Origin of the sequence: Enterobacter sp. TCD1-1, from assembly GCF_020567405.1 — a bacterium.
Taxonomy (GTDB): Bacteria; Pseudomonadota; Gammaproteobacteria; order Enterobacterales; family Enterobacteriaceae; genus Enterobacter; species Enterobacter quasiroggenkampii.
In genome coordinates this window covers 72,509-96,198 of sequence record NZ_JAJCXF010000002.1, presented here as the reverse complement: position 1 = coordinate 96,198, position 23,690 = coordinate 72,509, and the positions used below count along the sequence as shown (strand labels likewise).

Annotated in this window: 29 protein-coding genes; 11 read left to right on the top strand and 18 right to left on the bottom strand. The window is 57.3% G+C overall.

Annotated elements, in window-relative coordinates:
* The first annotated feature begins 10 nt into the window (after positions 1 to 10).
* Genes citF through citG form a run of 3 tightly spaced genes read left to right on the top strand, consistent with a single transcriptional unit; the run spans position 11 to position 2,851 of the window.
* Positions 11 to 1,534 (top strand): citrate lyase subunit alpha, encoded by a 1,524-nt coding sequence (gene citF, locus LJA86_RS13280; protein ID WP_048224831.1) that lies wholly within the window; start codon positions 11 to 13, stop codon positions 1,532 to 1,534.
* A complete protein-coding gene (citX, locus tag LJA86_RS13275; protein WP_023618643.1) occupies positions 1,531 to 2,070 on the top strand; it encodes a citrate lyase holo-[acyl-carrier protein] synthase in 540 nt (179 codons plus the stop codon). The genes citF and citX overlap by 4 nt, the downstream gene beginning before the upstream one ends.
* Entirely contained in the window at positions 2,048 to 2,851 is an 804-nt protein-coding gene (gene citG, locus LJA86_RS13270) for a triphosphoribosyl-dephospho-CoA synthase CitG (protein WP_229226292.1), read from the top strand. Before citX ends, citG begins: the two co-directional genes overlap by 23 nt.
* 80 nt (positions 2,852 to 2,931) lie before the next feature.
* Here the strand turns inward: citG and LJA86_RS13265 are convergent, their stop codons facing one another.
* From LJA86_RS13265 to mutY, 4 genes are all read right to left on the bottom strand, one after another.
* Complete coding sequence (locus LJA86_RS13265; RefSeq protein WP_229226291.1) at positions 2,932 to 4,188, bottom strand: nucleoside permease; 1,257 nt, start codon at positions 4,186 to 4,188, stop codon at positions 2,932 to 2,934.
* A 218-nt stretch (positions 4,189 to 4,406) separates the two neighbouring features.
* The gene (mltC, locus tag LJA86_RS13260; RefSeq protein ID WP_014885201.1) at positions 4,407 to 5,483 is read right to left on the bottom strand and encodes a membrane-bound lytic murein transglycosylase MltC; all 1,077 of its coding nucleotides are present in this window, start codon (positions 5,481 to 5,483) and stop codon (positions 4,407 to 4,409) included.
* A 124-nt stretch (positions 5,484 to 5,607) separates the two neighbouring features.
* Complete coding sequence (locus LJA86_RS13255; RefSeq protein WP_008499765.1) at positions 5,608 to 5,880, bottom strand: oxidative damage protection protein; 273 nt, start codon at positions 5,878 to 5,880, stop codon at positions 5,608 to 5,610.
* Positions 5,881 to 5,905: 25 nt separating this feature from the next.
* Positions 5,906 to 6,958 (bottom strand): A/G-specific adenine glycosylase, encoded by a 1,053-nt coding sequence (gene mutY, locus LJA86_RS13250; protein ID WP_175430174.1) that lies wholly within the window; start codon positions 6,956 to 6,958, stop codon positions 5,906 to 5,908.
* A 144-nt stretch (positions 6,959 to 7,102) separates the two neighbouring features.
* On the opposite strand from mutY, the gene trmB reads away from it, so the two are divergent.
* From trmB to LJA86_RS13235, 3 genes are read left to right on the top strand one after another with little or no spacing between them, the layout of a single operon-like run.
* Entirely contained in the window at positions 7,103 to 7,822 is a 720-nt protein-coding gene (gene trmB / locus LJA86_RS13245; protein ID WP_048224819.1) for a tRNA (guanosine(46)-N7)-methyltransferase TrmB, read from the top strand.
* The gene (locus LJA86_RS13240; protein ID WP_003862421.1) at positions 7,822 to 8,148 is read left to right on the top strand and encodes a YggL family protein; all 327 of its coding nucleotides are present in this window, start codon (positions 7,822 to 7,824) and stop codon (positions 8,146 to 8,148) included. Before trmB ends, LJA86_RS13240 begins: the two co-directional genes overlap by 1 nt.
* 56 nt (positions 8,149 to 8,204) lie before the next feature.
* A complete protein-coding gene (locus LJA86_RS13235; RefSeq protein ID WP_008499762.1) occupies positions 8,205 to 8,921 on the top strand; it encodes a DUF2884 domain-containing protein in 717 nt (238 codons plus the stop codon).
* Positions 8,922 to 8,995: 74 nt separating this feature from the next.
* On the opposite strand, the gene LJA86_RS13230 is transcribed toward LJA86_RS13235, so the two are convergent.
* The 6 genes from LJA86_RS13230 to LJA86_RS13205 all read right to left on the bottom strand — a co-directional run bounded on the left by LJA86_RS13230 (position 8,996) and on the right by LJA86_RS13205 (position 12,736).
* The gene (locus tag LJA86_RS13230; protein WP_048029070.1) at positions 8,996 to 9,358 is read right to left on the bottom strand and encodes an endonuclease domain-containing protein; all 363 of its coding nucleotides are present in this window, start codon (positions 9,356 to 9,358) and stop codon (positions 8,996 to 8,998) included.
* Positions 9,359 to 9,421: 63 nt separating this feature from the next.
* Positions 9,422 to 10,564 carry a radical SAM family heme chaperone HemW gene (gene hemW, locus LJA86_RS13225; RefSeq protein ID WP_229226290.1) on the bottom strand — a complete coding sequence of 381 codons (1,143 nt, stop codon included), beginning with the start codon at positions 10,562 to 10,564 and terminating at the stop codon, positions 9,422 to 9,424.
* Positions 10,557 to 11,150 (bottom strand): XTP/dITP diphosphatase, encoded by a 594-nt coding sequence (locus LJA86_RS13220; RefSeq protein WP_048224813.1) that lies wholly within the window; start codon positions 11,148 to 11,150, stop codon positions 10,557 to 10,559. Before LJA86_RS13220 ends, hemW begins: the two co-directional genes overlap by 8 nt.
* 3 nt (positions 11,151 to 11,153) lie before the next feature.
* Positions 11,154 to 11,450, bottom strand: a complete 297-nt coding sequence (gene yggU, locus LJA86_RS13215) for a DUF167 family protein YggU (RefSeq protein ID WP_045909934.1) — start codon at positions 11,448 to 11,450, stop codon at positions 11,154 to 11,156.
* Positions 11,447 to 12,013 (bottom strand): YggT family protein, encoded by a 567-nt coding sequence (locus tag LJA86_RS13210; protein WP_063622418.1) that lies wholly within the window; start codon positions 12,011 to 12,013, stop codon positions 11,447 to 11,449. The genes yggU and LJA86_RS13210 overlap by 4 nt, the downstream gene beginning before the upstream one ends.
* A 21-nt stretch (positions 12,014 to 12,034) precedes the next feature.
* Positions 12,035 to 12,736: a YggS family pyridoxal phosphate-dependent enzyme gene (locus LJA86_RS13205; RefSeq protein WP_045909932.1), complete on the bottom strand. Its 702-nt coding sequence runs from the start codon at positions 12,734 to 12,736 to the stop codon at positions 12,035 to 12,037.
* A gap of 17 nt (positions 12,737 to 12,753) precedes the next feature.
* Between LJA86_RS13205 and LJA86_RS13200 the strand changes: the two genes are divergently transcribed.
* The gene (locus tag LJA86_RS13200; RefSeq protein ID WP_126534038.1) at positions 12,754 to 13,734 is read left to right on the top strand and encodes a type IV pilus twitching motility protein PilT; all 981 of its coding nucleotides are present in this window, start codon (positions 12,754 to 12,756) and stop codon (positions 13,732 to 13,734) included.
* 10 nt (positions 13,735 to 13,744) lie between these two features.
* On the opposite strand, the gene ruvX is transcribed toward LJA86_RS13200, so the two are convergent.
* The 8 genes from ruvX to metK form a co-directional block, all read right to left on the bottom strand.
* Positions 13,745 to 14,161, bottom strand: a complete 417-nt coding sequence (ruvX, locus tag LJA86_RS13195; RefSeq protein WP_021242076.1) for a Holliday junction resolvase RuvX — start codon at positions 14,159 to 14,161, stop codon at positions 13,745 to 13,747.
* Positions 14,161 to 14,721 (bottom strand): YqgE/AlgH family protein, encoded by a 561-nt coding sequence (locus LJA86_RS13190; protein ID WP_008499752.1) that lies wholly within the window; start codon positions 14,719 to 14,721, stop codon positions 14,161 to 14,163. Before LJA86_RS13190 ends, ruvX begins: the two co-directional genes overlap by 1 nt.
* Before the next feature lie 87 nt (positions 14,722 to 14,808).
* The gene (gshB, locus tag LJA86_RS13185; RefSeq protein ID WP_032675473.1) at positions 14,809 to 15,756 is read right to left on the bottom strand and encodes a glutathione synthase; all 948 of its coding nucleotides are present in this window, start codon (positions 15,754 to 15,756) and stop codon (positions 14,809 to 14,811) included.
* 19 nt (positions 15,757 to 15,775) lie between these two features.
* A complete protein-coding gene (gene rsmE, locus LJA86_RS13180) occupies positions 15,776 to 16,507 on the bottom strand; it encodes a 16S rRNA (uracil(1498)-N(3))-methyltransferase (RefSeq protein ID WP_021242075.1) in 732 nt (243 codons plus the stop codon).
* A 52-nt stretch (positions 16,508 to 16,559) separates the two neighbouring features.
* A complete protein-coding gene (gene endA, locus LJA86_RS13175; RefSeq protein WP_045909929.1) occupies positions 16,560 to 17,267 on the bottom strand; it encodes a deoxyribonuclease I in 708 nt (235 codons plus the stop codon).
* A gap of 94 nt (positions 17,268 to 17,361) precedes the next feature.
* Entirely contained in the window at positions 17,362 to 17,859 is a 498-nt protein-coding gene (locus LJA86_RS13170) for a SprT family zinc-dependent metalloprotease (protein ID WP_229226289.1), read from the bottom strand.
* Positions 17,860 to 17,917: 58 nt separating this feature from the next.
* Positions 17,918 to 19,315 (bottom strand): galactose/proton symporter, encoded by a 1,398-nt coding sequence (gene galP / locus LJA86_RS13165; protein WP_008499747.1) that lies wholly within the window; start codon positions 19,313 to 19,315, stop codon positions 17,918 to 17,920.
* A 427-nt stretch (positions 19,316 to 19,742) separates the two neighbouring features.
* Positions 19,743 to 20,897 carry a methionine adenosyltransferase gene (metK, locus tag LJA86_RS13160; RefSeq protein WP_014885184.1) on the bottom strand — a complete coding sequence of 385 codons (1,155 nt, stop codon included), beginning with the start codon at positions 20,895 to 20,897 and terminating at the stop codon, positions 19,743 to 19,745.
* Between the two features lie 138 nt (positions 20,898 to 21,035).
* Between metK and LJA86_RS13155 the strand changes: the two genes are divergently transcribed.
* The 4 genes from LJA86_RS13155 (at position 21,036) to speA (ending at position 23,677) form a co-directional block, all read left to right on the top strand.
* Positions 21,036 to 21,206 (top strand): hypothetical protein, encoded by a 171-nt coding sequence (locus tag LJA86_RS13155; RefSeq protein WP_045335271.1) that lies wholly within the window; start codon positions 21,036 to 21,038, stop codon positions 21,204 to 21,206.
* Positions 21,207 to 21,322: 116 nt separating this feature from the next.
* The gene (locus LJA86_RS22290) at positions 21,323 to 21,466 is read left to right on the top strand and encodes a hypothetical protein (protein WP_418250466.1); all 144 of its coding nucleotides are present in this window, start codon (positions 21,323 to 21,325) and stop codon (positions 21,464 to 21,466) included.
* Between the two features lie 94 nt (positions 21,467 to 21,560).
* A complete protein-coding gene (yqgB, locus tag LJA86_RS13150) occupies positions 21,561 to 21,692 on the top strand; it encodes an acid stress response protein YqgB (RefSeq protein WP_145974608.1) in 132 nt (43 codons plus the stop codon).
* Positions 21,693 to 21,700: 8 nt separating this feature from the next.
* A complete protein-coding gene (speA, locus tag LJA86_RS13145) occupies positions 21,701 to 23,677 on the top strand; it encodes a biosynthetic arginine decarboxylase (protein ID WP_008499744.1) in 1,977 nt (658 codons plus the stop codon).
* Positions 23,678 to 23,690 lie beyond the last annotated feature (13 nt).

Genomic DNA, 23,690 nt, shown 5'->3' with positions numbered 1-23,690 from the left:
GGATAAGACAATGAATCAGACAGAACTTCTTCATGTGAATTTTCCCCATCTGCGGGACTTAAAACCCTTTGATACCGCCCACAGCACCACGCCGTGGCTGGCGGACAGCGATGCGAAGCACAGCCGCAAGCTCTGCGCCTCCATTGAAGAGGCGGTTAAGCGCTGCGGCCTGCAGGACGGGATGACCATCTCCTTCCACCATGCGTTTCGCGAAGGCGACCGGGTGATCAACACCGTTGTGGCGCTGCTGGCGCGGATGGGCTTTAAAAACCTGACGCTGGCCTCCAGCTCGCTGATGACCTGCAACGACGCGCTGATCGAGCATATCGAAAGCGGCGTCATCACCCGGATTTACACCTCCGGCATGCGCGGCAGGCTGGCGGACGCCATCTCCCACGGGCTGATGGACGAGCCGGTGCAAATCCACTCCCACGGCGGTCGCGTGAAGCTGCTCCAGGACGGCGAGCTGAATATCGACGTGGCATTTCTCGGCGTGCCGTGCAGCGATGAGTTTGGCAACGCCAACGGCACGCACGGCAAATCGTGCTGCGGCTCGCTGGGCTACGCCATGGTGGACGCGCACTTTGCCCGCAAGGTGGTGCTGCTGACTGAAGAACTGGTGCCGTTCCCGAATATGCCCGCCAGCCTGGTGCAGGACCAGGTGGATTACATCGTGCAGGTCGAGAGCGTGGGCGACCCAGCGAAAATCAGCGTCGGCGCGGCGCGCGTCACCAGCAACCCGCGCGAGCTGATGATCGCCCGCTATGCGGCGGACGTGATCGAGCATTCCGGCTACTTCAAACCGGGCTTCTCGATGCAGACCGGCTCCGGCGCGGCGGCCACGGCCTGCACTCGCTTTATGGAAGAGAAGATGGAGCGCAGCGGCGTGAAGGCGCGCTTTGCGCTCGGCGGCATCACCGGCAGCCTGGTGGATCTGCACGAGAAGGGGCTCATCGAAAAGCTGCTCGATACTCAGTGCTTTGACGGTCAGGCTGCGGCCTCGCTGGCGCGCAACCCGAATCACGTGGAGATTTCCACCAACGTTTACGCCAACCCCGGCAGCAAGGCGGCAAGCTGCGACCAGCTCGACGTGGTGATCCTCAGCGCGCTGGAAATCGACGTCGAGTTCAACGTCAACGTCATCACCGGATCCGACGGCGTGATGCGCGGCGCGTCCGGCGGGCACTGCGACGTGGCCGCCGCGGCGAACCTGACCATCGTCGTTGCCCCTCTGCTGCGCAGCCGCATTCCGACTGTCGTGAAGCGGGTTACCACGCGCCTCACGCCGGGCGAAAGCATCGACGTGCTGGTGACCGATCACGGCATCGCGGTCAACCCGGCGCGCCCGGAAATCCGCGAGCGGCTGCTGGAAGCCGGGCTGAAGGTGGTGGATATCAACGCGCTGTACGAGCGGGCGATCTCCCTGACCGGCGTCCCGAAACCGATTGAGTTTACCGACAAAATCGTCGGGGTGATCCGCTACCGCGACGGCAGCGTGATCGACACCGTCCGACAGGTGAAGGAGGAAGTATGACTTTAGCGACACCCGTGCGGGCGGGTGTCAGCCTTGACGAACTGCTGGCGGCGAAAGAGCGCCGCGCAGCGCGCCAGGCTGACATGCTCGAGCACTATCAACAACCGGTGATTTCCCTCACGCTGGTCACGCCAGGGGAAATCAAGGACAGCCTGCGCTACCGCAATACCATGGGCGTAGCGCTGCAGATGTGCGACCAGCTGCTGTGGGAAAACCGCTGGCAGGTGCTGGACCGTCAGGTGCTGTGGCTCCCGACCGGACCTGAAGCCCTCTGGTGCGTGGCCCATCCGGCGGTGGAAATCAAAGCGCACTGTGCGGATCTGGAGCAGACGCACCCGCTCGGCAGGCTGTGGGATCTGGACGTGATCTGTCCTCAGCACGGCCACGTCGGGCGTCAGTCGCTGGGGGCGAATCTCAGGCGCTGCCTGATCTGCGACGCGCCCGCCCACGCCTGTTCCCGTTCGCGCAACCACCCCGTTGAGCAGGTGGTTTCCCGCGTGGAGAAGACGATCGATGACTGGTTTGCTCGCGACTAAACCACGCCCGGCTGACGTGCCCGCGCTTGCCGAAGCGGCGCTGTGGCAGGAGCTGGAGCTGACGCCCAAGCCAGGGCTGGTGGACACGCTCAACAACGGTTCCCATCGCGATATGGACCACGCGCTGTTTGTCCGCAGCATCGTGGCAATTACGCCGTGGTTTTCGCGCTTTGCCGAGCTGGGCAGCGTGCATGCGGATAAACCCGCTGGCGAACAGCTACGCCTTCTCCGCCCTATGGGGCTGGCCTGCGAGCAGGCCATGTATGCCGCGACGAACGGAGTGAACACGCACAAAGGCGGGATTTTTGCCCTGGGTTTACTGTGCTTCGCCGCCGGTCGTGTGAAAAATATCTCCGCAGAGAGCCTCTGTTGTGAGGTGAGTAACATTTGCAGCGGGCTGGTATCGCGGGAGCTGGCCGCTCGCAGCGGACAGGCGACGGCGGGCGAGCGACAGTTCCAGCAGTACGGCTTAACCGGCGCGCGCGGTGAGGCGGAGAGCGGCTTTGCGACGGTGCGTAAGGCGCTGGCGCAGTGGAATGGACATTCACTTCACGGCCTGCTGTTACGCCTGATGGCCGTCAATCAGGACAGCAATCTGGTATCTCGCGGCGGCATGGAAGGGCTGCGCTACGTTCAGGGCTACGCGCGGGAACTGCTGGCTAACGGCTGGGACCGCGAGGCGTTGATCAGAATGGATAACGCACTGATTGAACGGAACCTGAGCCCGGGCGGCAGCGCGGATTTATTGTCGGTAGGGTGGGTGCTGTCTGGAATAAAATAGCCGGGTGGCGGCTTCGCCTTACCCGGCCTACGGTCTGGTTTTGTAGGCCCGGTAAGCGTTAGCGCCACCGGGCACAACAATCAATGCGCGATCGGCTGGGCACCGTGCGGTTCACGTACGTGCTTGTACTTGAACAGCGCGATGAACGCGAATAACAGCACCAGCGAGTACGCCGCGAAGATCAGCCACACCGGCTGCCAGTTGGTGATGCCGTTGGTGGTGTACATCTCAACCACTTTACCGCTCACCACGCCGCCCAGAATACAGCCGAAGCCGTTGGTCATCATCAGGAACATACCCTGCGCGCTGGCGCGGATTTCAGGCTTCACTTCTTTTTCCACAAACACCGAACCGGAGATGTTGAAGAAGTCGAAGGCGCAACCGTAAACAATCATCGACAGCACCAGCAGCACGGTGCCGAACGGGCTTGGGTCGCCGTAGGCGAACAGACCGAAGCGCAACATCCACGCCGCGATACTGATCAGCATGACGTTCTTGATGCCGTAGCGGCTCAGGAAGAACGGGATGGTCAGGATGAACAGCGTCTCAGAGATCTGAGAGATGGACATCATCACCGACGCATGTTCAACGATAAAGCTGCCGGAGAACAGCGGATTGTTATCGAAGCTGTGCAGGAAGGTGTTGCCGAACATGTTGGTGATCTGCAGCTCCGCGCCCAGCAGCATGGAGAAGATAAAGAAGATCGCCATGCGTTTGTTTTTGAACAGCGCGAAGGCATCCAGGCCGAGCATGGTGCTCCAGCTCTGGTTTTTCTGCTGGTTAGACACCGGAATGGTTGGCAGCGTCAGGGTGAAGATCGCCAGCAGCACGGAGAGCGCCGCACCGATATAGAGCTGCATATGGCTCAGTTCGAAGCCCGCGAAGCTCACGCCCCACATCGCCATGATAAAGCCGATGGTGCCCCAGATACGGATTGGCGGGAAATCGGTCACGATATCCATATCCGCGGATTTCAGGCGGTAGTAGGAGATGGTGTTGATCAGCCCAAGCGTTGGCATATAGGCCAGCGAGTTAAGCAGGATCACCATGAACATTGCCCCCGGCGTGGTCACCTGGGCTGCCATAAACAGCGTCCCCGCGCCCACCAGATGGCAAAGCATGTACAGCCATTTGGCGCTTAGCCATTTATCCGCCACGATCCCCAGCAGCGTCGGCATGAAGACCGCCGCAATACCGAGCGAGCTGTATACGGCACCGATTGACGCACCATCGAACTTGAGCGTCACAAACATATAGGAGCCGAGTGTAGTCAGCCAGCTACCCCACAGGCAGAACTGCAGAAACGACAATATTTTAAGCTGCAGCTTAAGGTTCATGTTACTTTCCTCACAAGTGAGCGGGAGATATGTTGTTATAGGAACATTCAGGGTTGTTATTTGATGCAATTCTATCAGTTGGCAACGATATGTTTTGTTACCTCCCGCAAAAAAATGCAATCCACATTAATTTGCAGTTTGGATTGTGATGCAAATAACATTTTCGTATGGGTGGGGGGAAGCAGAACACCTTCTCCTTGCAGGAGAAGGTGTGTTGATTATCGACGACGATAGTTTTTCTGCGCCGTATTCACCTTATACAGGTACCGGCGGGATTCCGCAGACGGGTGGCGGGTGGTGAGGGTGGAATAAACATCCCCCGGTGCCATGCTGTTGATGATGTTCGCGGCCTGCACTTTGTCATTCGAGAAGACGCGCAGCACGCTGCCCGCGCCGCCGTTATAGGCGGTGATCACCGCATAGCGACGCGACGTTGGGTTATCGATACCGCCGAGGTACACATTGTTCAGCATCGCCAGATAGGCGGTACCGGTATCAATGTTGCTCTGCGGGTCGAACAGATAGCTGCGGCTCGGCGTGCCGGATTTCCCCTGCGCGCGGAAGACGTCTTTCCCGGCGCTGTGCTGTACCACCTGCATCAGCCCCAGGGCGTCGGAACGGCTTACCGCATACGGGTTAAACGAGGATTCGGTCTGCATAATCGCCAGGATCAGCGACTCATCCACGCCGTACTTACGCGAGGCCTGACGCACCATGCCCAGATACTTATGCGCACGCTTGTCGAGGTGGTTCGGGACGAGGTTGATGGTGACGCTATAGATGATCTTCAGACCGTTAGAGCGGCTCTTCAGGCGCGTCTGCAGCAGGTAGTCGGCAAATTTCGTGGCGCGACCTTCCCAGCGGATCGGCTGACCGGTCTGATCGACAACCTGACCGTACAGGAACGGCTCTTTCGAGATGGTGATATCGTCGGCATCGGAGTAGAGATCGATAGAGCCCGGATCGTCACCCATCAGCAGGGTTTTGATAATCGCCTGACGGAGTCGTGCCGCAGGGTCCGTGCCTGCGATGGTCTCAATCGTGATCGTCCCCTCATCAAAGTTGATGTGGCTACGGGTCAGATAGGCGTCGGTGTACTTAACGTAGTCCTTAGGTCCGGCAATAAGAACTTCGTTAAATCCCCATATATTCTCGATGTTATGGGCAAACTGCCCCATCAAAATGTCAAAACCGTTGGTGTCCTTGATCCAGGCCTCGTTGTAATCATCGCCTTTTTTTGACGAACACGAGACCAGCAACGGCGCAACAAGGGCTAGCGCTAAAAGTTTTTTCATCATTCCGGGAGTGCGTGTTGTGTTTGCCTGGTCGTTGCTGTTGCCCGGCGGCGCTATGCTTGCACGGGCCTACGGTTTTGTAGGCCGGGTAAGCGTAGCGTCACCCGGCAACAGCCGCTCGATATTATTTTTCCGGTGGCGTATAGCCTTCGATGTGCACGTCTTTACCTTCGAACAGGAAGCTCACCATCTCCTGCTCCAGCAGCTTGCGGTGTTCCGGGTTCATCATGCTGAGTTTCTTCTCGTTGATCAGCATGGTCTGCTTTTTCTGCCACTGTCCCCAGGCTTCTTTGGAGATTTCATTGTAGATGCGTTTACCCAGCTCGCCCGGATAAAGCTGGAAATCCTGGCCTTCAGCGTCACGCTGCAGGAAAGTACAAAAAATCGTTCTGGCCATACTCATTCCTCTTTTTTGACCGATGCTAAACCATTGCACCGGCACGTAATTGCTGTAACAGGCGCTCCACGGGAGCCGCCAGCCCGACTGATGGCGGTTGCGCTAAGTTATACCAGAGAGCGGTGCCTTCATCCATGCACGAGGCGAAGGAGGACACGGGAAGCCACATCGGCACAATATCCAGATGGAAATGGCTGAAGGTGTGGCGAAACGCGGTCAGCTGCGTCAGGTTATCGGCAGCAATTCCACGCTGTTTAAGCCATTCACGCAGCAAGTCTTCATCTTCAAACTGTGGGAAGCAGTATAGACCACCCCACAGACCGCTCGGCGGACGCTGGGCCAGGAAGACCTCGTCACCGTGCTGCATCAGCAGCATGTAGCCGGTGCGCTCCGGCAGCGTCTGTTTGGGTTTCTTGCCCGGATACTGCGCCCAGGAATGGTTGGCATACGCCACGCAGAGGTTACTCACCGGGCAGAGTTCGCATTTGGGTTTTGAGCGCGTGCAGACCATGGCGCCAAGATCCATCATCGCCTGGTTGAAGCGCTCGACGCCGTTGGCCGGGGTGACCGCTTCACTGATTTCCCACAGGCGTTTTTCAACGTCCTTCTTCCCCGGCCAGCCGTCAACGGCATAGCAGCGTGCCAGCACGCGCTTCACGTTGCCGTCGAGGATCGGGAAATGCTTGCCTAAAGACAGGGAGAGAATAGCGCCTGCGGTTGAGCGTCCCACGCCGGGGAGATCGGCCACCTCGTCGAAGGTTTCCGGGAATTTCCCGTTGTGGCGCGTGGCGACCTGCTGTGCGGCCTTGTGAAGGTTACGCGCGCGGGCGTAATAGCCAAGACCGGTCCACAGGTGCAGCACCTCGTCCAGCGGGGCGTTGGCCAGATCGGTCACCGTCGGGAAGCGCGCCATAAAACGCTCGAAGTAAGGGATTACCGTGGCGACCTGCGTTTGTTGCAACATCACCTCGGAGAGCCATACTTTGTAAGGCGTTTTTTCAATTTGCCAGGGCAGGGTTTTGCGCCCGTATTTGTCGTACCAGTCCAGCACCTGGGCTGAAAATTGAGAGGCTTGCATGGTCATCGATTCGCATAATCAGGGACGCAGATTGCAGCACAGCGTCAATCTGCTGTAAACCGGATCTTTCCCATGCTTGCATAGAAGCCTTAACTTTGGATAATGCCCGTTTCCCGAACATTCTCACAAGCAGACAACTCTTTTATGAAAAACGACGTCATTTCACCGGAATTTGATGAAAACGGTCGCCCGCTGCGCCGTATTCGCAGCTTTGTCCGTCGTCAGGGCCGCCTGACAAAAGGTCAGCAACACGCGCTGGACAACTACTGGCCGGTGATGGGCGTTGAGTTCAGCGAGCAGCCTCTGGATTTTGCCGAGCTGTTTGGTCGCGACGCGCCGATCACGCTGGAAATTGGCTTTGGTATGGGCGCCTCGCTGGTGACCATGGCGAAAGCGCGCCCGGAGCAGAACTTCCTCGGTATCGAAGTCCACTCCCCGGGCGTTGGTGCGTGTCTGGCAACGGCCCATGAAGAGGGCGTTGAGAACCTGCGCGTGATGTGTCACGACGCGGTGGAAGTGCTGCACAAAATGATTCCTGACAATTCTTTAACCATGGTTCAGCTCTTTTTCCCTGACCCGTGGCACAAAGCGCGTCATAATAAACGCCGTATCGTTCAGGCGCCGTTTGCCGAGCTGGTTAAAAGCAAGCTGAAGCTGGGCGGTGTCTTCCATATGGCGACCGACTGGGAACCGTATGCGGAACATATGCTGGAAGTGATGTCGTCGCTGGACGGTTACAAAAACCAGTCTGCGAGCAACGACTATGTACCGCGTCCGGAATCGCGTCCGGTAACGAAATTTGAACAGCGTGGCCATCGTCTTGGTCACGGTGTATGGGACTTAATGTTCGAGAGGGTGAAATAATGGCAAAGAATCGTAGCCGTCGTCTGCGTAAAAAGATGCACATCGAAGAATTCCAGGAAGTGGGCTTCTCCGTTGCGTGGCGTTTCCCGGAAGGCACCAGCGTTGAGCAGATCGATCAGGACGTGGATGCGTTCATCAACGAGGTGATCGAGCCAAACAAACTGGCCTTCGACGGTAGCGGCTATCTGGCCTGGGAAGGTCTGATCTGCACCCAGGAAGTGGGTAAATGCACCGAAGAACATCAGGCTCTGGTCCGTAAATGGCTTGAAGACCACAAGCTCGAAGATGTCCGCGTCAGCGAACTTTTCGACGTTTGGTGGGACTAATTAAGCAGTAAGGGGCCAGCATTAGCTGGCCTGTTTTGTCTGAGGGAGTGTTTAAGATGCGCAAAACGTTGCTGGCTGTTGCTTTAATGGCAACCGGATTCACCGCCCATGCGGATTATCAATGTAGCGTCACCCCGCGTGATGACGTGGTGTTAAGCCCGCAAACCGTGCAGGTCAAAGGCGAGAACGGCAATCTGGTGATTACGCCAGAAGGGAACGTCACCTATAACGGCAAGCAGTACAACCTGACTGCCGCACAGCGCGAGCAGGCGAAAGACTACCAGTCCGAATTGCGTACCGCGCTGCCGTGGATTAATGAAGGTGCCCTGACGCGCGTCGAAAAGAGCCGCGTGGCGCTGGATAAGATCATCACCAAAGAGGTGGGGGAGAGCAGCAACATGCGCACCCGCCTGACGAAGCTGGACAAGCAGCTTAAAGAACAGATGAACCGGATTATCGAGACGCGCTCCGACGGCCTGACGTTCCACTACAAGGCGATTGATCAGGTCCGTGCCGACGGGCAGCAGCTGGTGAACCAGGCGATGGGCGGCATCCTGCAGGACAGCATTAACGAGATGGGCGCCAAAGCGGTGCTGAAAGGCGGCGGTAACCCGCTGCAGGGCGTGCTGGGCAGTCTGGGCGGCCTGCAAACCTCCATTCAGAACGAGTGGAAAAACCAGGAAGATGATTTCCAGCAGTTCGGCAAAGACGTGTGTAAACGCGTGGTGTCGCTGGAAGACAGCCGGAAGGCGCTGGTGGGGACGCTGAAGTAAGAGCTCTGCGCGCTGGGCCCTCACCCTAACCCTCTCCCCAAAGGGGCGAGGGGATGATTTGCTCCCTCTCCCTTTCAGGGAGAGGGCCGGGGTGAGGGTTGCAGCATTTGCAGTGTCTCAAGGATCTTTTCCAACACAGCCTCTTCATTATTCCAAAGTTCGTTGTTCCAGAATCGAATAACGTGCCAGCCCTTTTGGTTTAACCACAACGTCCTTTGACGATCGTATTCCTGATTTTCATCATGCTGTCCGCCATCCAGCTCAACTGCCAGACGTGCTTCGCAGCAGGCGAAATCCAGTATGTAGTTTCCTACCGGATGCTGTCGGCGAAATTTATAATTTTCGAAACGGCGGCTGCGCAGTAGATACCAAAGCCGCCTTTCTTCCGTTGTCAGCTCGCGTCTGAGCTGTTTTGCATATGAACGCGTAATTTCCATCCCCACACTCTGCCAGCCTTTCCCTCAGCCGGCAGAACGGGATGCAAAATCCTGAATCAGCCTTCAGGAATCTTCGGCGAGGAACAGCTCAAGAAGGGAATTGAGGAACAGTTTGCCGTGCTCGGTGATCTGCCAGTAATCATCACATTCCGTGAGATATCCCTGGGCCAGCGCCTCGTCGATCTGCGGGCGAATCACCGATTCCGGCAGCCCGGTAAACAGCGCAAACTCCGCGCGCGGCGCGGCTTCCAGCAGGCGGAAGCGGTTCATAAAGAACTCAAACGGTTTATCCGCCGCCTCGACGTCGTGCTGACGCTCCAGGTAGCGGCCTTCCATATACCCGCGCGGGTGACGGGTTTTGGCGGTGCGCAGAATGCGCCCGTCCGGGAAAGTCACCTTACCGTGCGCGCCGCAGCCAATCCCGAGATAGTCGCCAAAACGCCAGTAGTTCAGGTTGTGCTGACACTGGTAGCCCGGCTTCGCATACGCCGACGTTTCGTACTGCTGATAGCCCGCAGCGGTTAAAAGCCTGTGACCCTGCTCGAAGATATCCCATAGCGCGTCGTCATCCGGCAGCACCGGCGGACGCGAGCCAAACAGGGTGTTGGGCTCGATGGTGAGCTGGTACCACGACAGGTGCGGCGGGTTCAGTTCGATTGCCTGACGCAGGTCGTCCAGCGCCTCGTCCAGAGACTGATCCGGCAGACCGTGCATCAAATCGAGGTTAAAGCTGCGAAGATTAAGACCGGTCGCCAGGTTTGCCGCGCGCTTCGCCTCTTCCGGGCCGTGAATACGCCCCAGGCGCTTCAGTTTCGGCTCGCTAAAGCTCTGCACGCCGATGGAGATGCGGTTCACGCCCGCGCGCTGATAGTCGACAAAACGGTCGGCCTCAACGGTGCCGGGGTTGGCTTCCATCGTAATTTCAGCATCCGCTGCCAGGTTCAGGCGCGCACGCACGCCGTCCAGCAGCGTTTGCATCGCCGGGCCTGACAGCAGGCTCGGCGTACCGCCACCAATGAAAATGGTCTTAACTTCACGTCCCTGTGCGTAAGGTACATCGGCGTCCAGGTCGGCCAGCAGATGCGCAACGTAGTCATCGTGCGGCACTTCGCCCTTCAGCGCGTGCGAGTTGAAATCGCAGTACGGGCATTTCTGCACGCACCACGGGATGTGAATATAAAGACTCAGAGGTGGCAAATTAGCCATTACGCAGTGCTTCCAGTAACAGTTTCAGCGCGCGTCCACGGTGGGAAATCGCGCTTTTCTCTTCGCGGGTCAGTTCCGCAGCGGTTTTGCCCTCGGAAGGGACAAAGAAAATCGGGTCGTAACCAAAGCCGCCGTTGCCAGCCGCTTCACGGGTAATCACGCCTGGCCAGCTGCCGTGGCAGACGATCGGCGTCGGGTCCTCCGCGTGACGCAGATAGACCAGCACGCAGTGGAACTGCGCGGTGCGCTGCTCGTCCGGGACGTCTTTCAGGGCGACAAGCAGCTTTTCCAGATTCTGCTGGTCGGTAGCGTCAACGCCGGAATAGCGCGCGGAGTAGATCCCCGGCGCGCCGTCAAGGGCGTCTACGGCCAGGCCGGAGTCGTCGGCAATCGCGGGCAGGCCCGTAATCTGCGCGGCATGGCGGGCTTTGAGGATCGCGTTTTCGATAAACGTCAGCCCCGTCTCTTCGGCGGAATCCACGCCAAGATCGGTCTGGGCGACCACGTCCAAACCAAAATCATTTAATAGCGAGGCCAGCTCGCGCACTTTACCGGCGTTGCCGGTCGCGAGAACAACTTTCTGCATGGTTTAGTCCTGTTCTGTCAGAGCCGCGACTTCCGTCGGGATAGATTGCGGATTAAGGATTTTTACCTGTTTATGTCGCCCCAGTTCGCCTTTTTCAATGATGACCTGGCTTTTGGCGACGCGAAACTGTTTTGCCAGATATTTGGTCAGATGCGCGTTCGCCTGGCCGTCAACCGGCGGGGCAGTGATGGCGACTTTTAACTCGTCGCCATGCAGTCCAACAATATTGTCACGGCTGGCTTTCGGCTGAATATATAGCCGTAAAACCAGCCCGTCAGCGCAGGTGCTTACTGCACTCATAGCGCCATCCACAGCCCCGGCAGCAGCATATCGCCCGTGGACTGCAGCAGTTCAGCGATCCCCATGTTGATCACATAGAGCAGCAGAACCAGGATCATCGGCGAAAAATCGATGCCGCCCATAGACGGAAGCAGGTTACGGATTGGACGCAGCAGCGGCTCGGCCAACTGAATCAAGGCATACTCTACCGGGCTACGGCCCTGGCTGACCCAGCTCATGATCGCCATAACCAGCAGCACCCAGAAAATCAGCAGGCCGACGGTTTTGATCAGAATCAGAACGGCGGCAATCCAGATAATCGGCTGGAAGGTGATGACCATAAACAGCACGATCGCTTTGATAACGCTCAGAATAAACGCCACCAGCAGAGACGAGCTGTCGATGGGACCCATGGCCGGGATAATACGGCGCAGCGGTCCGACAACAGGTTGCGTGATTTTCACGACAAACTGCGAGAACGGATTGTAAAAATCACAGCGGGCCCACTGCATCCAGACGCGCAGCAAAAGCGCCATCGTGTACAGCTCAATGACCGTTGAGAGCAGGAAAGTCAACGTCTTCATGGCGTTCCTCAGGTTTCCTTATTATTTTGAGTAATCGCGCGCACCGAAAATTGCCGTGCCGATGCGCACCATCGTGCTGCCTGCCGCAATGGCGGCTTCCATATCATCCGACATGCCCAGAGAAAGCGTGTCTACCGTGTGATAGCGCGCTTTAAGCGCCTCAAATGCTACAGCCATTTGCTGTGCCACGGCAAACTGCCTTTCATAACTTGACTCAGGCGCCGGGATTGCCATCAAACCACGCAGGGTTAAGCGCGGCAGTTCGGCCACTTCGGCTGCCAGCGCATCCAGCTCGCTCAGTGCAATGCCGGACTTGCTGTTTTCGTCACTGATGTTGACCTGAATCAGCACGTTAAGCGCTGGCATCTCTGCCGGACGCTGGTCGTTCAGACGCGTCGCAATACGCAGGCGATCAATGGTGTGACACCAGTCGAAGTGCTCTGCCACCAGACGGCTTTTGTTCGACTGCAGTGGGCCAATAAAGTGCCACTGCAGATCCGTCTTCCCCTGTTCCTGGAAGTAGCGAATTTTATCCACGCCTTCCTGCACGTAGTTTTCACCAAACGCCCGTTGGCCTGCGTCAATGGCTTCTGCGATGGCGCTCGCAGGCTTGGTTTTACTGACTGCAAGCAGCGTAATTTCTTCTGAAGCCCGGCCGCAACGCGCTGCGGCGGCTGAGATTTTGTCCCGGACCTGTGCCAGGTTATGCGCAATGTCGTTCATTTTCCGAGGAGTAGTCTATGGATGTGGAAGAAATTGTGGCCCTTAGTGTAAAGCATAACGTCTCCGATCTACACCTGTGCAGTGATTCGCCACCCCGCTGGCGCAGAACGGGCCGCCTTGAACCGGCACCGTTTCCTCCTCCCGACGTCGGGGCGTTGTTAAAAGCGTGGCTCAACGATGAGCAGCAGGGGATATGGTGGGCCAGCGGGCAGGTGGATTTTGCCGCGACGGTGGCGGGAGGCCAGCGCCTGCGCGGCAGTGCCTTTAAGCAGATGCGCGGTGTCTCTGTGACGCTGCGGCTGTTGCCGCGTACCTGTCCGCAGCTCGCTTCACTGGGTGCGCCGAGGGCCATCCCGGAACTGTTAACCAATGAATCCGGGTTGATTCTGGTGACGGGGGCGACCGGCAGCGGTAAATCCACGACGCTGGCGGCGATGGTCGATTTTCTCAACCACCATACTGACGGCCATATCCTCACGCTCGAAGATCCGGTGGAATTTATCTACCAGAGCGAGCGTTGCCTGATCCAGCAGCGGGAGATCGGTCAGCACAGCCCGTCATTTGCCGACGCGCTGCGCAGCGCCTTACGCCAGGATCCTGACGTGATTTTGCTCGGGGAGCTGCGCGACAGCGAAACGATCCGTCTGGCGCTAACGGCAGCAGAGACCGGGCATCTGGTGCTGGCGACCCTGCATACGCGCGGGGCATCGCAGGCGATTGAGCGGCTGGTCGATACGTTCCCGGCGCAGGAGAAAGATCCGGTGCGTAACCAGCTGGCCGGCAGCCTGCGTGCGGTGCTGGCGCAGAAACTGCTTCCCGATCTTCAGGGCGGGCGCGTCGCGCTGTATGAGCTGCTGGTGAATACCGCGGCGGCGGCGAATCTGATACGTGAAGGAAAAACGTGGCAGCTGCCCGGCATCATTCAAACTGGTCAGCAGGCAGGCATGCAGAACTTTGACCAGAGCCTGGCGGAGAGACGGGCGCAGGGGCGGCTGTAGGCCCCTGTGCTTAAAAGCCCTGCTCGAAATAGCTTTCGAGGATGATGACGGCAGAAGCGGAGTCGACGCTGCCTTTGTTCAGCGCCCGGAAGCCACCGTGCTCAAACAGACCCGCGCGCGCTTCGACGGTGCTCAGACGCTCGTCGTGCAGCTTCACGGAGACGCCAAAGCGGCCATGGATTTTATTGGCAAACTTACGCGCCCGGGCGGTCAGCGGCTGTTCGGTACCGTCCATGTTCAGCGGCAGCCCTACAATCACGTCATCCGGCTGCCACTCCTTGAGCAGGCGCTCAATGAGGTTCCAGTCCGGCGTACCGTCGTTGGCCTTCAGGGCCGTAAGCGGGCGCGCGGTACCGGTGATGCGCTGCCCCACGGCGACGCCGATGCTTTTGGTACCAAAATCGAAGGCCAGAAGCGTTCCGCTCATCAGGCGTGCCCCGCTACGCCAGGCATGGTCAGAATATCAATTCCAATCAGTTTCGCCGCGTCGCGCCAGCGATCGGCTATCGGCGTTTTAAACAGGATATTCATGTCCGCAGGCGCGGTGAGCCAGGCGTTATCGAGGATCTCCTGCTCAAGCTGGCCTTTCTCCCACGACGAATAGCCCAGCGCCACCAGCACTTCAGAAGGCTGCTCTGCGGTGCCCAGCGTTTCGAGCACGTCACGCGAGGTCGTGATAACGGTGTTGTCGGAGATGCGAATGCTGGAAGAGAATACCGGCGGCGTATGCAGGATAAAACCGCGATCTTCTGCGAGAGGTCCACCCAGCATCACGGGCTTATCAAGCCGGATTTCCGGCAGTCGCGCTTCAGCCGGGATTTTCAGCTTGTCCAGAATCCCTTCAACCTGAAGATTTTCCAGCGGTTTATTAATGATAATACCCATCGCGCCGTCTTCATTGTATTCACAAATATAAACCACGGCGCGGCGAAAAATCGGGTCCTGGAGAGCAGGCATGGCAATAAGAAAGTGATGCTGTAAATTCATTGTCAGAGGTACTGTTTCCTGGTTTAAAAAGCGACAGCGCCCAGTATGGGGACAAACTCAGGCGCTGTCACTAATAGTATTGTTAGGTTATTTTTGTAAACGTTTTTCGATAGCGTCCATCAGCATGCCGGTGATTGAGACAGGGAATTCCGCCTCAATTTCACGAATGCAGGTCGGGCTGGTGACGTTCACTTCGGTCAGACGATCGCCGATGATATCCAGACCGACGAAGATCAGGCCTTTGGCTTTCAGCGTAGGGCCAACGCGGCGGGCAATTTCCCAGTCGCTTTCGGTCAACGGACGCGGCTCACCACGGCCACCGGCCGCCAGGTTACCACGGGTTTCGCCACCCTGCGGGATACGCGCCAGGCAGTAAGGGACCGGTTCGCCATCCACCACCAGAACGCGTTTGTCGCCGTCTTTGATCGCCGGAATATAGTTCTGCGCCATGCAGTAACGCGTCCCCAGTTCGGTCAGCGTTTCGGCAATCACGCCAATGTTCGGATCGCTTTCCTTCACGCGGAAAATCGACGCGCCGCCCATGCCGTCCAGCGGCTTCATGATGATGTCGCCGTGCTTCTGCCAGAATTCCTTCAGCTGCGTTTTGCTGCGGGTCACCAGGGTTTCCGGCGTCAGGTCAGAGAACCAGGCGGTATAGAGCTTCTCGTTACAGTCGCGCAGGCTCTGCGGCTTGTTGACGATCAGCGTTCCCTTCTCTTCGGCACGTTCGAGAATATAGGTGCAGTAGATGTACTCGGTGTCGAACGGCGGATCTTTACGCATCAGAATGACGTTGAGATCGGCCAGCGCAATGTCCTGCTCGGTGCCGAACTCATACCATTTGTCGTAGTTCTGCTCGACGTTAACGATGCGGGTGCGGGCGCGGGCTTCGCCGTTGATCAGGTAAAGATCGTTCATCTCCATATAGTGGAGTTCATAGCCGCGACGCTGCGCTTCCAGCAGCATGGCGAAGCTGGAATCTTTCTTGATGTTGATGTTTGCGATGGGGTCCATCACGATGCCGAGCTTGATCATCTTTCTCTCCAATAATGCGTCAACCCAGATCGCCAAACCGTACCTGTAGCGCGGTAATGGCCGTGAGTGCCGTTGTCTCAGTGCGCAGAACGCGTGGTCCCAACAGAATATCAGTAAACTGGTAACGTGCCGTCATCGCAATTTCGTCCGCCGACAGGCCGCCTTCGGGGCCAATCAGCAAGCGAACGCGCTCAACGGGCAGCGGCAGCGTATTGATGCTGGCGCTGGCGCGCGGATGAAGATTGAGCTTCAGCCCACTGTCCTCTTCAGCACACCACTCCTCCAGGTCCATCGCCGGGCGGATCTCCGGAATCCGGTTGCGGCCACTCTGTTCGCAAGCCGCGATGGCAATTTTCTGCCACTGCTGGATCTTTTTGTTCAGACGTTCCGCATCCAGTTTAACGCCACAGCGCTCAGAAAAAAGTGGCGTAATGAGGCTTACACCCAGTTCAATGGATTTCTGGATCGTGAACTCCATTTTCTCGCCGCGCGACATCACCTGGCCCAGATGGATGTGCAGCGGTGATTCCCGGTCATCCACTTCACCGCGCAGGACGTTCACGTGTACGCTTTTTTTATCTGCCCGCGTAATTTCGGCGTCGAAAACCTGGTTCGAGCCGTCGAACAACTGTATTGCCTGACCGGCGCCCATGCGCAGCACGCGGCCAACGTGGTTGGCGGCGTCATCAGACAGGGCGATTTCGCGGCCTGCGGTAATCAGTTCAGGATGGTAAATGCGGGGAATGCGCATAGTCAGAAATTCCGTGTCTCATACGATGTAAGCGAATTGCCGCTAGTGTAGGTTAGCTCTTTTGCGCCTGGCAAGCCCGCTGGACGTAAGGGTTGTGATTCCCCTGGACTCTGGCGATACGTTCGTCGCGCTGGCATTCCCACTCCGTCACCGGGTACTGCTTGTCCCAGGCGTTGAACAGCTGCGTCTGCTGGCGGGACAGGTTGAGATCGTAACGGTCACGCATATAGAAATAGGTGCGGGCAATGCTGCCGCGCGCGCGGGCAGGGGGCTCGGCGACTTTCTCTTTAAAATCAATCTTCATACCGCACTGGCCGTACTGGCCTTCGCCACCGTTCCACTGGCTGTACATGAAGTTGCCGCGATCGCCGTTCACTTCGCCCACCGCGGGCTGTAGGTTATGCATGTCGCTTTCCATCTGGCGGTAAACCGGATCTTTGGCGCAGTTTTTACGTCCGCCTTCCTGCCAGCACTGGCGCTGGTGGCCAAACTGCCATGCCGGAACGACATGTTCCCATTCAATACGGCTGGCGCGGTTTTCGTTTTTACGCACCTTGTAGCCGCAGGATTCAAGGTCAACGACCCCTTTTTTACCCTGCCAGTTAATTTTACAGCCGCAGTAGAAATCGCCCGGCACGTCGGCGTTGACCTTAACACCGGCCGCTTTGGCCTGAGAGAAACTGTTGATACCGTCGGCCAGGGCGTGGCCTGAGAGCGCTGTCGTCAAAAAGGCGACCGCAAGAGAAAAATTACGGGACATCTTACACTCCGTGTCAAAACGAGCCCGCAACGTAACGAATGTTGTTCCTGTATGCAATCAGTCAGATCAGGAAAGTTCCTAAAAGTTCAGATAATTATTCCGCCACCAGCGGCTCGCCGCATTTGACGCAGCGGTAGGTCGCCTCGCCGCGCACCACGCGATTATGGCGACGGACGGTAAGCTGGTGCTGCTGGCACTGACAGCGGTAGGGGAAGGTATTGCGGCGTACCGATTCCAGCTCGAACTGATGCGTGCGGCGGGCCGGAACGCCGAGCACCTCCTCCATCATCCACTTCCACTCTTTTCCATGCGGCGCGACGCGGCCAAAATGTTTCCACACCAGCAGATGCGCCAGCTCGTGCGGTACCACCTCATCGATAAACGCCTGCTGGTTTTCTATCATCAGCACCGGGTTAAGGCGGATCTCATACGACTCAAGCCAGGCGGTGCCCGCCGAGGTACCACGCTGCTGGTAGACGAGTTTGGGTTCAGGGTAGTTGCGACCGAGCTTCAGGTTCGCCTGGGCGAGTTTTTCCCGCAGGCTGCGCATAACGGCCTGCTGAATGGCGATGGGGAGACGGGGTGCTTTCATAGGGGCAGAGCATAAAGCGCGAAGCGGGGAGGCGCAAGAGGCGCCTCCCGTAAGAGGATCAGTCGTGGGCGCCGATTTCGCGCAGAGGACGACCTTTCATCAGGTTACGTTCAATATGTTCCAGAGACACGTGTTTGGTTTCTGGAACCAGCCAGATGGTCAGCACAATAAAGAAGATGTTCAGACCGGCGTAGACCCAGAAGGTGTTGGCATTGCCCAGGGTATTGAGCATGGTCAGGAACGTTGCGCCGACGATCATGTTCGCAATCCAGTTGGTTGCGGTAGAGCAGGTGATACCAAAATCACGCCCTTTCAGCGGCTGGATCTCAGAGCACAGCACCCAGATCAGCGGACCGGCGCTCATCGCAAACCCGACGATAAACATCAGCAGCATGCCTACCGCAAAGTACTGGGCGGTTGGGGAGTGAATGCCCACATGCATCATGGTACCGAGGACGCCCATACCGGCCGCCATCACCAGGAAGCCCAGCGTCAGGGTTGGCTTACGTCCCCAGCGGTCCACCAGACCGATGGCGATAAAGGTCGCCAGCACATTGGTCAGACCCACGATGACGGTCCCCCACATCTGCTCGGTGGTGTTGGTATAACCCGCCAGCTCAAAGATTTTTGGCGCGTAGTACATGATGACGTTCATCCCCGTGAACTGCTGCATCACCTGCAGCAGTACGCCGAGGAAAACGGCGCGACGGAAGTTGCTGTTCTCTTTAAACAGCGCCCAGCCGGACTGTTTGACCTTCAGGCTTTCGCGGATCTCTTCCAGCTCGTTTTTCGCTTCTGCGCTGGTATCGCGCAGGCGCATCAGCACGCGTTCGGCATCGTGGAAGCGACGTTTTGCAGCAAACCAGCGCGGGCTGTCCGGCAGGAAGAAAACGCCAATCAGCAGCAGAACTGCAGGGATGATGATCACGCCGAGCATCCAGCGCCATGCGCCGCTGTAGCTAAACGCCGTATCGGAAAGGTACGCGCCCAGGATACCGATGGTGATCATCAGCTGGTACATCGAAATCATACTGCCGCGGATTTTCTCCGGCGCGATTTCAGACAGGTAAAGCGGGGCGGTATAGGACGCCACGCCCACGGCCAGACCGAGCAGCACGCGGGAAACCAGCAGGACCTCAACGTTAGGCGCTGCGGCAGAGAAGAGTGAGCCGGCAACGAACAGGATCGCGCCGATCATCAGGCTCTTTTTACGTCCGAGCTTGAAGGAGAGCCAGCCGCTGCCGACGGCCCCGACGGCCGCGCCAAACATCATGGAGCTCACCACCCACTCCTGGGTGTGAGCGCTGATCTGGAACTCGTCAGTGATGAAAGGTAATGCACCGGCAATCACGCCGATATCCAGGCCAAAAAGTAATCCTGCCAGGGCGGCGAGGAAACAGACGAAGAATGTCATCGCCTTGTTGGACGTACGCCCCTGTTTTTTATTGTCAGGCATTATGCCCTCCAGTTGGGTTATCAGTTTTATTGATGTTAAGGGTAGGTGAGCGACCCGTAAAAATATGTGAGATTAATCACATTGGTGTAATCGGTTACACTCGTGTGTAACCGTAAATAAAATTAAGGCTTTGAAAATATAGAGGTAAATGAGGTGATGCGCATCGCGAAAGGACACATTTCAGACTTAACTGAAAGGGAATGTAACAGCAGAAGAAAGGCGATCACGCAAAGAGAATATTCTGAAAGCGGAAGACATCCGCTGCGGTGTAATCGGTTCCAAACGGTGCGCCTTTCAGCCGGGTGGCGGCTGCGCCTTACCCGGTCTATAAAAACTCCGTACCCCGTAGGTCGGGTAAGGCGTAGCCGCCACCCGACAAAAAAAAGGCCAGCCCGAAGGCTGGCCTTTTAAAAGCGATGTCAGTCGATTACTTCAGACCGGCAGCTTCACGCAGCAGCGCGGCTTTGTCGGTTTTTTCCCATGGGAAATGTTCGCGACCAAAGTGACCGTATGCAGCGGTTTCTTTGTAGATTGGGTGCAGCAGATCCAGCATCTGAATCAGGCCGTATGGACGCAGGTCGAAGAACTCGCGCACCAGCAGGGTCAGCTGTTCTGAAGGCACTTTCTCAGTACCGAAGGTTTCCACCATGATGGAGGTGGGTTCAGCCACGCCGATAGCATAGGAAACCTGAATCTCACAGCGGTCAGCCAGGCCGGCAGCCACGATGTTTTTCGCCACATAACGTGCCGCGTACGCTGCAGAACGGTCCACTTTTGATGGATCTTTACCGGAGAATGCACCGCCACCGTGACGCGCCATGCCGCCGTAGGTATCAACGATGATTTTACGACCGGTCAGGCCGCAGTCACCCATTGGGCCACCGATAACAAAGCGTCCGGTTGGGTTGATGAAGAATTTGGTGGCGCTGCTCAGCCATTCGGTTGGCAGAACCGGCTTGATGATCTCTTCCATCACTGCTTCCTGCAGGGATTTCTGATCGATCTCTTCGGAATGTTGGGTGGACAGAACGACCGCATCAATACCGACAATTTTACCGTCGTCGTACTGGAAGGTGACCTGGCTTTTTGCATCCGGACGCAACCACGGCAGGGTGCCGTTCTTACGCACTTCAGCCTGACGCTGCACCAGACGGTGTGCGTAGGTGACCGGTGCTGGCATCAGCACGTCGGTTTCGTTGGTTGCATAGCCGAACATCAGGCCCTGGTCGCCCGCGCCCTGTTCCAGCGGATCGGCACGGTCAACGCCCTGGTTGATGTCCGGAGACTGTTTGCCAATCGCGCTCAGTACCGCGCAGGAGTTGGCATCAAAGCCCATATCAGAATGCACATAACCGATCTCACGCACCGTGTTACGGGTGATCTCTTCGATATCAACCCATGCGCTGGTGGTGATCTCACCGCCAACCAGAACCATGCCGGTTTTGACATAGGTTTCACACGCGACGCGCGCTTTTGGATCCTGCGCGAGGATCGCATCCAGCACCGCATCGGAAATTTGGTCAGCAATTTTATCAGGATGTCCTTCTGATACGGACTCGGACGTAAACAGGTGTTTTGCCATGTTTTATTTCACCTAAGAGGAATTTGGTTAGCTCAAGCTGCTGTGTGGAATAGCCAAAGGAGATAATTCTACCAAGGCCTGCAGGTTTTTGACACTGGCAGTATGAGTGTTAATCAGTATAGATGGATTAACATCTGGATGGCTATTTTAGGTCACTTCTTCACCCGATTTCCAGTTTTTTTTGACTCATCTCTCACTCAGTTGAAATTGCTGCTGGCAAAAATTCCTGACGGTGCTGGCAACACGCGCATTTTTGTTTTGCTTTTTAGCCCCCTTCTCGGTATAAAACGCGGCGCGCGGCTCATATAAAATAAGCGCTCGATGAACTCATCGTGTCGCCACTTCCAGCCGGGTAAAGCAGTGAACTTTTAGCTTTGGCTTGGGGTCCGTTTCAGCAGAGGCGGCCGTGGAGGTGATACGAGATAATGAACCATCGTTTTCCGCTAATTCAGCGCAGCCGTTCTGGCGCGCATTTGATTCCCGCAACCCGCATTTCTAGTCTGCAAACCTGCCGATGTTATACCCATCTCGGCGCTTCTCAGGATTCCAGGGCCGGTCACGCTTTGTGAAAACTGAACAAGGGCGCTCTTGTTAATACAAGAGTTTTCTCGTGGTTTCGCCGAACCTTGTCATACAGAGTTCGGATACGTGTTTTACAATGATATGAATAAGAAACCGGTCGCACGGTCTGGATTTCAGCATACTCTGCTGGAAAACGGAGCCGTTTATGGGTTGTTATCGCCGTATAACGCTGCGATAGTAGTCAACTGTTTTACACTTAATACAAAGAGTTGAGGTTCGCTATGTCTGACGACATGTCTTCTTTTTCGCCTTCGTCAGCGGGCGAACAGGGTGTACTACGTTCTATGCAGGAGGTTGCGATGAGCTCCGAGGAAGCCAGCAAGATGCTGCGCACTTACAATATTGCCTGGTGGGGCAATAACTACTACGACGTCAACGAACTGGGCCACATCAGCGTTTGCCCGGATCCGGACGTCCCTGAAGCGCGCGTGGATCTCGCCAAACTGGTGAAAGCCCGTGAAGCTCAGGGCCAGCGTTTGCCTGCACTGTTCTGCTTCCCGCAGATCCTGCAACATCGCCTGCGTTCGATTAACGCCGCGTTCAAGCGCGCGCGTGAATCCTACGGCTATAAAGGCGACTACTTCCTGGTTTACCCCATCAAGGTTAACCAGCACCGCCGCGTGATCGAATCTCTGATCCACTCCGGCGAGCCGCTGGGTCTGGAAGCCGGCTCCAAAGCGGAGCTGATGGCGGTTCTGGCCCATGCGGGCATGACCCGTTCAGTGATCGTCTGTAACGGCTATAAAGACCGTGAATACATTCGTCTGGCGCTGATTGGCGAGAAGATGGGCCACAAGGTCTATCTGGTTATCGAGAAGATGACTGAAATCGCCATCGTGCTGGAAGAGGCCGAGCGTCTGAACGTGGTGCCACGCCTTGGCGTGCGTGCGCGTCTGGCGTCACAGGGTTCCGGCAAATGGCAGTCCTCCGGCGGCGAAAAATCCAAGTTCGGCCTGGCGGCGAACCAGGTGCTGCAGCTGGTAGAAATTCTGCGCGAGCGCGGGCGTCTGGACAGCATTCAGCTGCTGCACTTCCACCTCGGCTCGCAGATGGCCAACATTCGCGATATCGCGACCGGCGTGCGTGAGTCAGCGCGTTTCTACGTTGAGCTGCACAAGCTTGGCGTGAATATTCAGTGCTTCGACGTGGGCGGCGGCCTGGGCGTGGACTACGAAGGGACCCGCTCGCAGTCTGACTGCTCCGTGAACTACGGCCTGAACGAATACGCGAACAACATTATCTGGGCGATCGGCGATGCCTGTGAAGAGAACGGCCTGCCGCACCCGACGGTGATCACCGAATCCGGTCGCGCGGTCACCGCGCACCATACGGTGCTGGTCTCAAACATCATCGGCGTTGAGCGCAGCGAAACCACCGAAGCGACGCCGCCGGCAGACGATGCGCCGCGTTCCCTGCAGAGCATGTGGGAAACCTGGCAGGAGATGCACGAGCCGGGCACGCGTCGTTCCCTGCGCGAATGGCTGCACGACAGCCAGATGGACCTGCACGACATCCACGTGGGGTATTCCTCAGGCACCTTCAGCCTGCAGGAGCGCGCGTGGGCGGAGCAGCTCTATCTGAACATGTGCCATGAAGTGCAGAAACAGCTCGACCCGAGCAACCGTGCGCATCGTCCGATTATCGACGAGCTGCAGGAGCGAATGGCGGATAAGATCTACGTCAACTTTTCGTTGTTCCAGTCGATGCCGGATGCCTGGGGTATCGATCAGCTGTTCCCGGTTCTGCCGCTGGAAGGGTTGAACCACGCCCCGGAACGTCGCGCGGTGCTGCTGGACATCACCTGTGACTCTGACGGCGCAATCGACCACTACGTTGATGGCGACGGTATCGCAACGACGATGCCAATGCCGGAGTACGATCCGGAGAACCCGCCGATGCTGGGCTTCTTTATGGTCGGCGCGTATCAGGAGATCCTCGGCAACATGCACAACCTGTTCGGTGATACCGAGGCGGTTGACGTGTTTGTCTTCCCTGACGGCAGCGTGGAAGTTGAGCTGTCTGACGAAGGGGATACCGTGGCGGACATGCTGGAATACGTTCAGCTCGATCCGAAAACCCTGCTGACGCAGTTCCGCGACCAGGTGAAAAACACCGGGCTGGACGATGCGCTGCAGCAGCAGTTCCTGGAAGAGTTTGAAGCGGGTCTGTACGGTTATACGTACCTGGAAGACGAATAACGCACGAATGGGG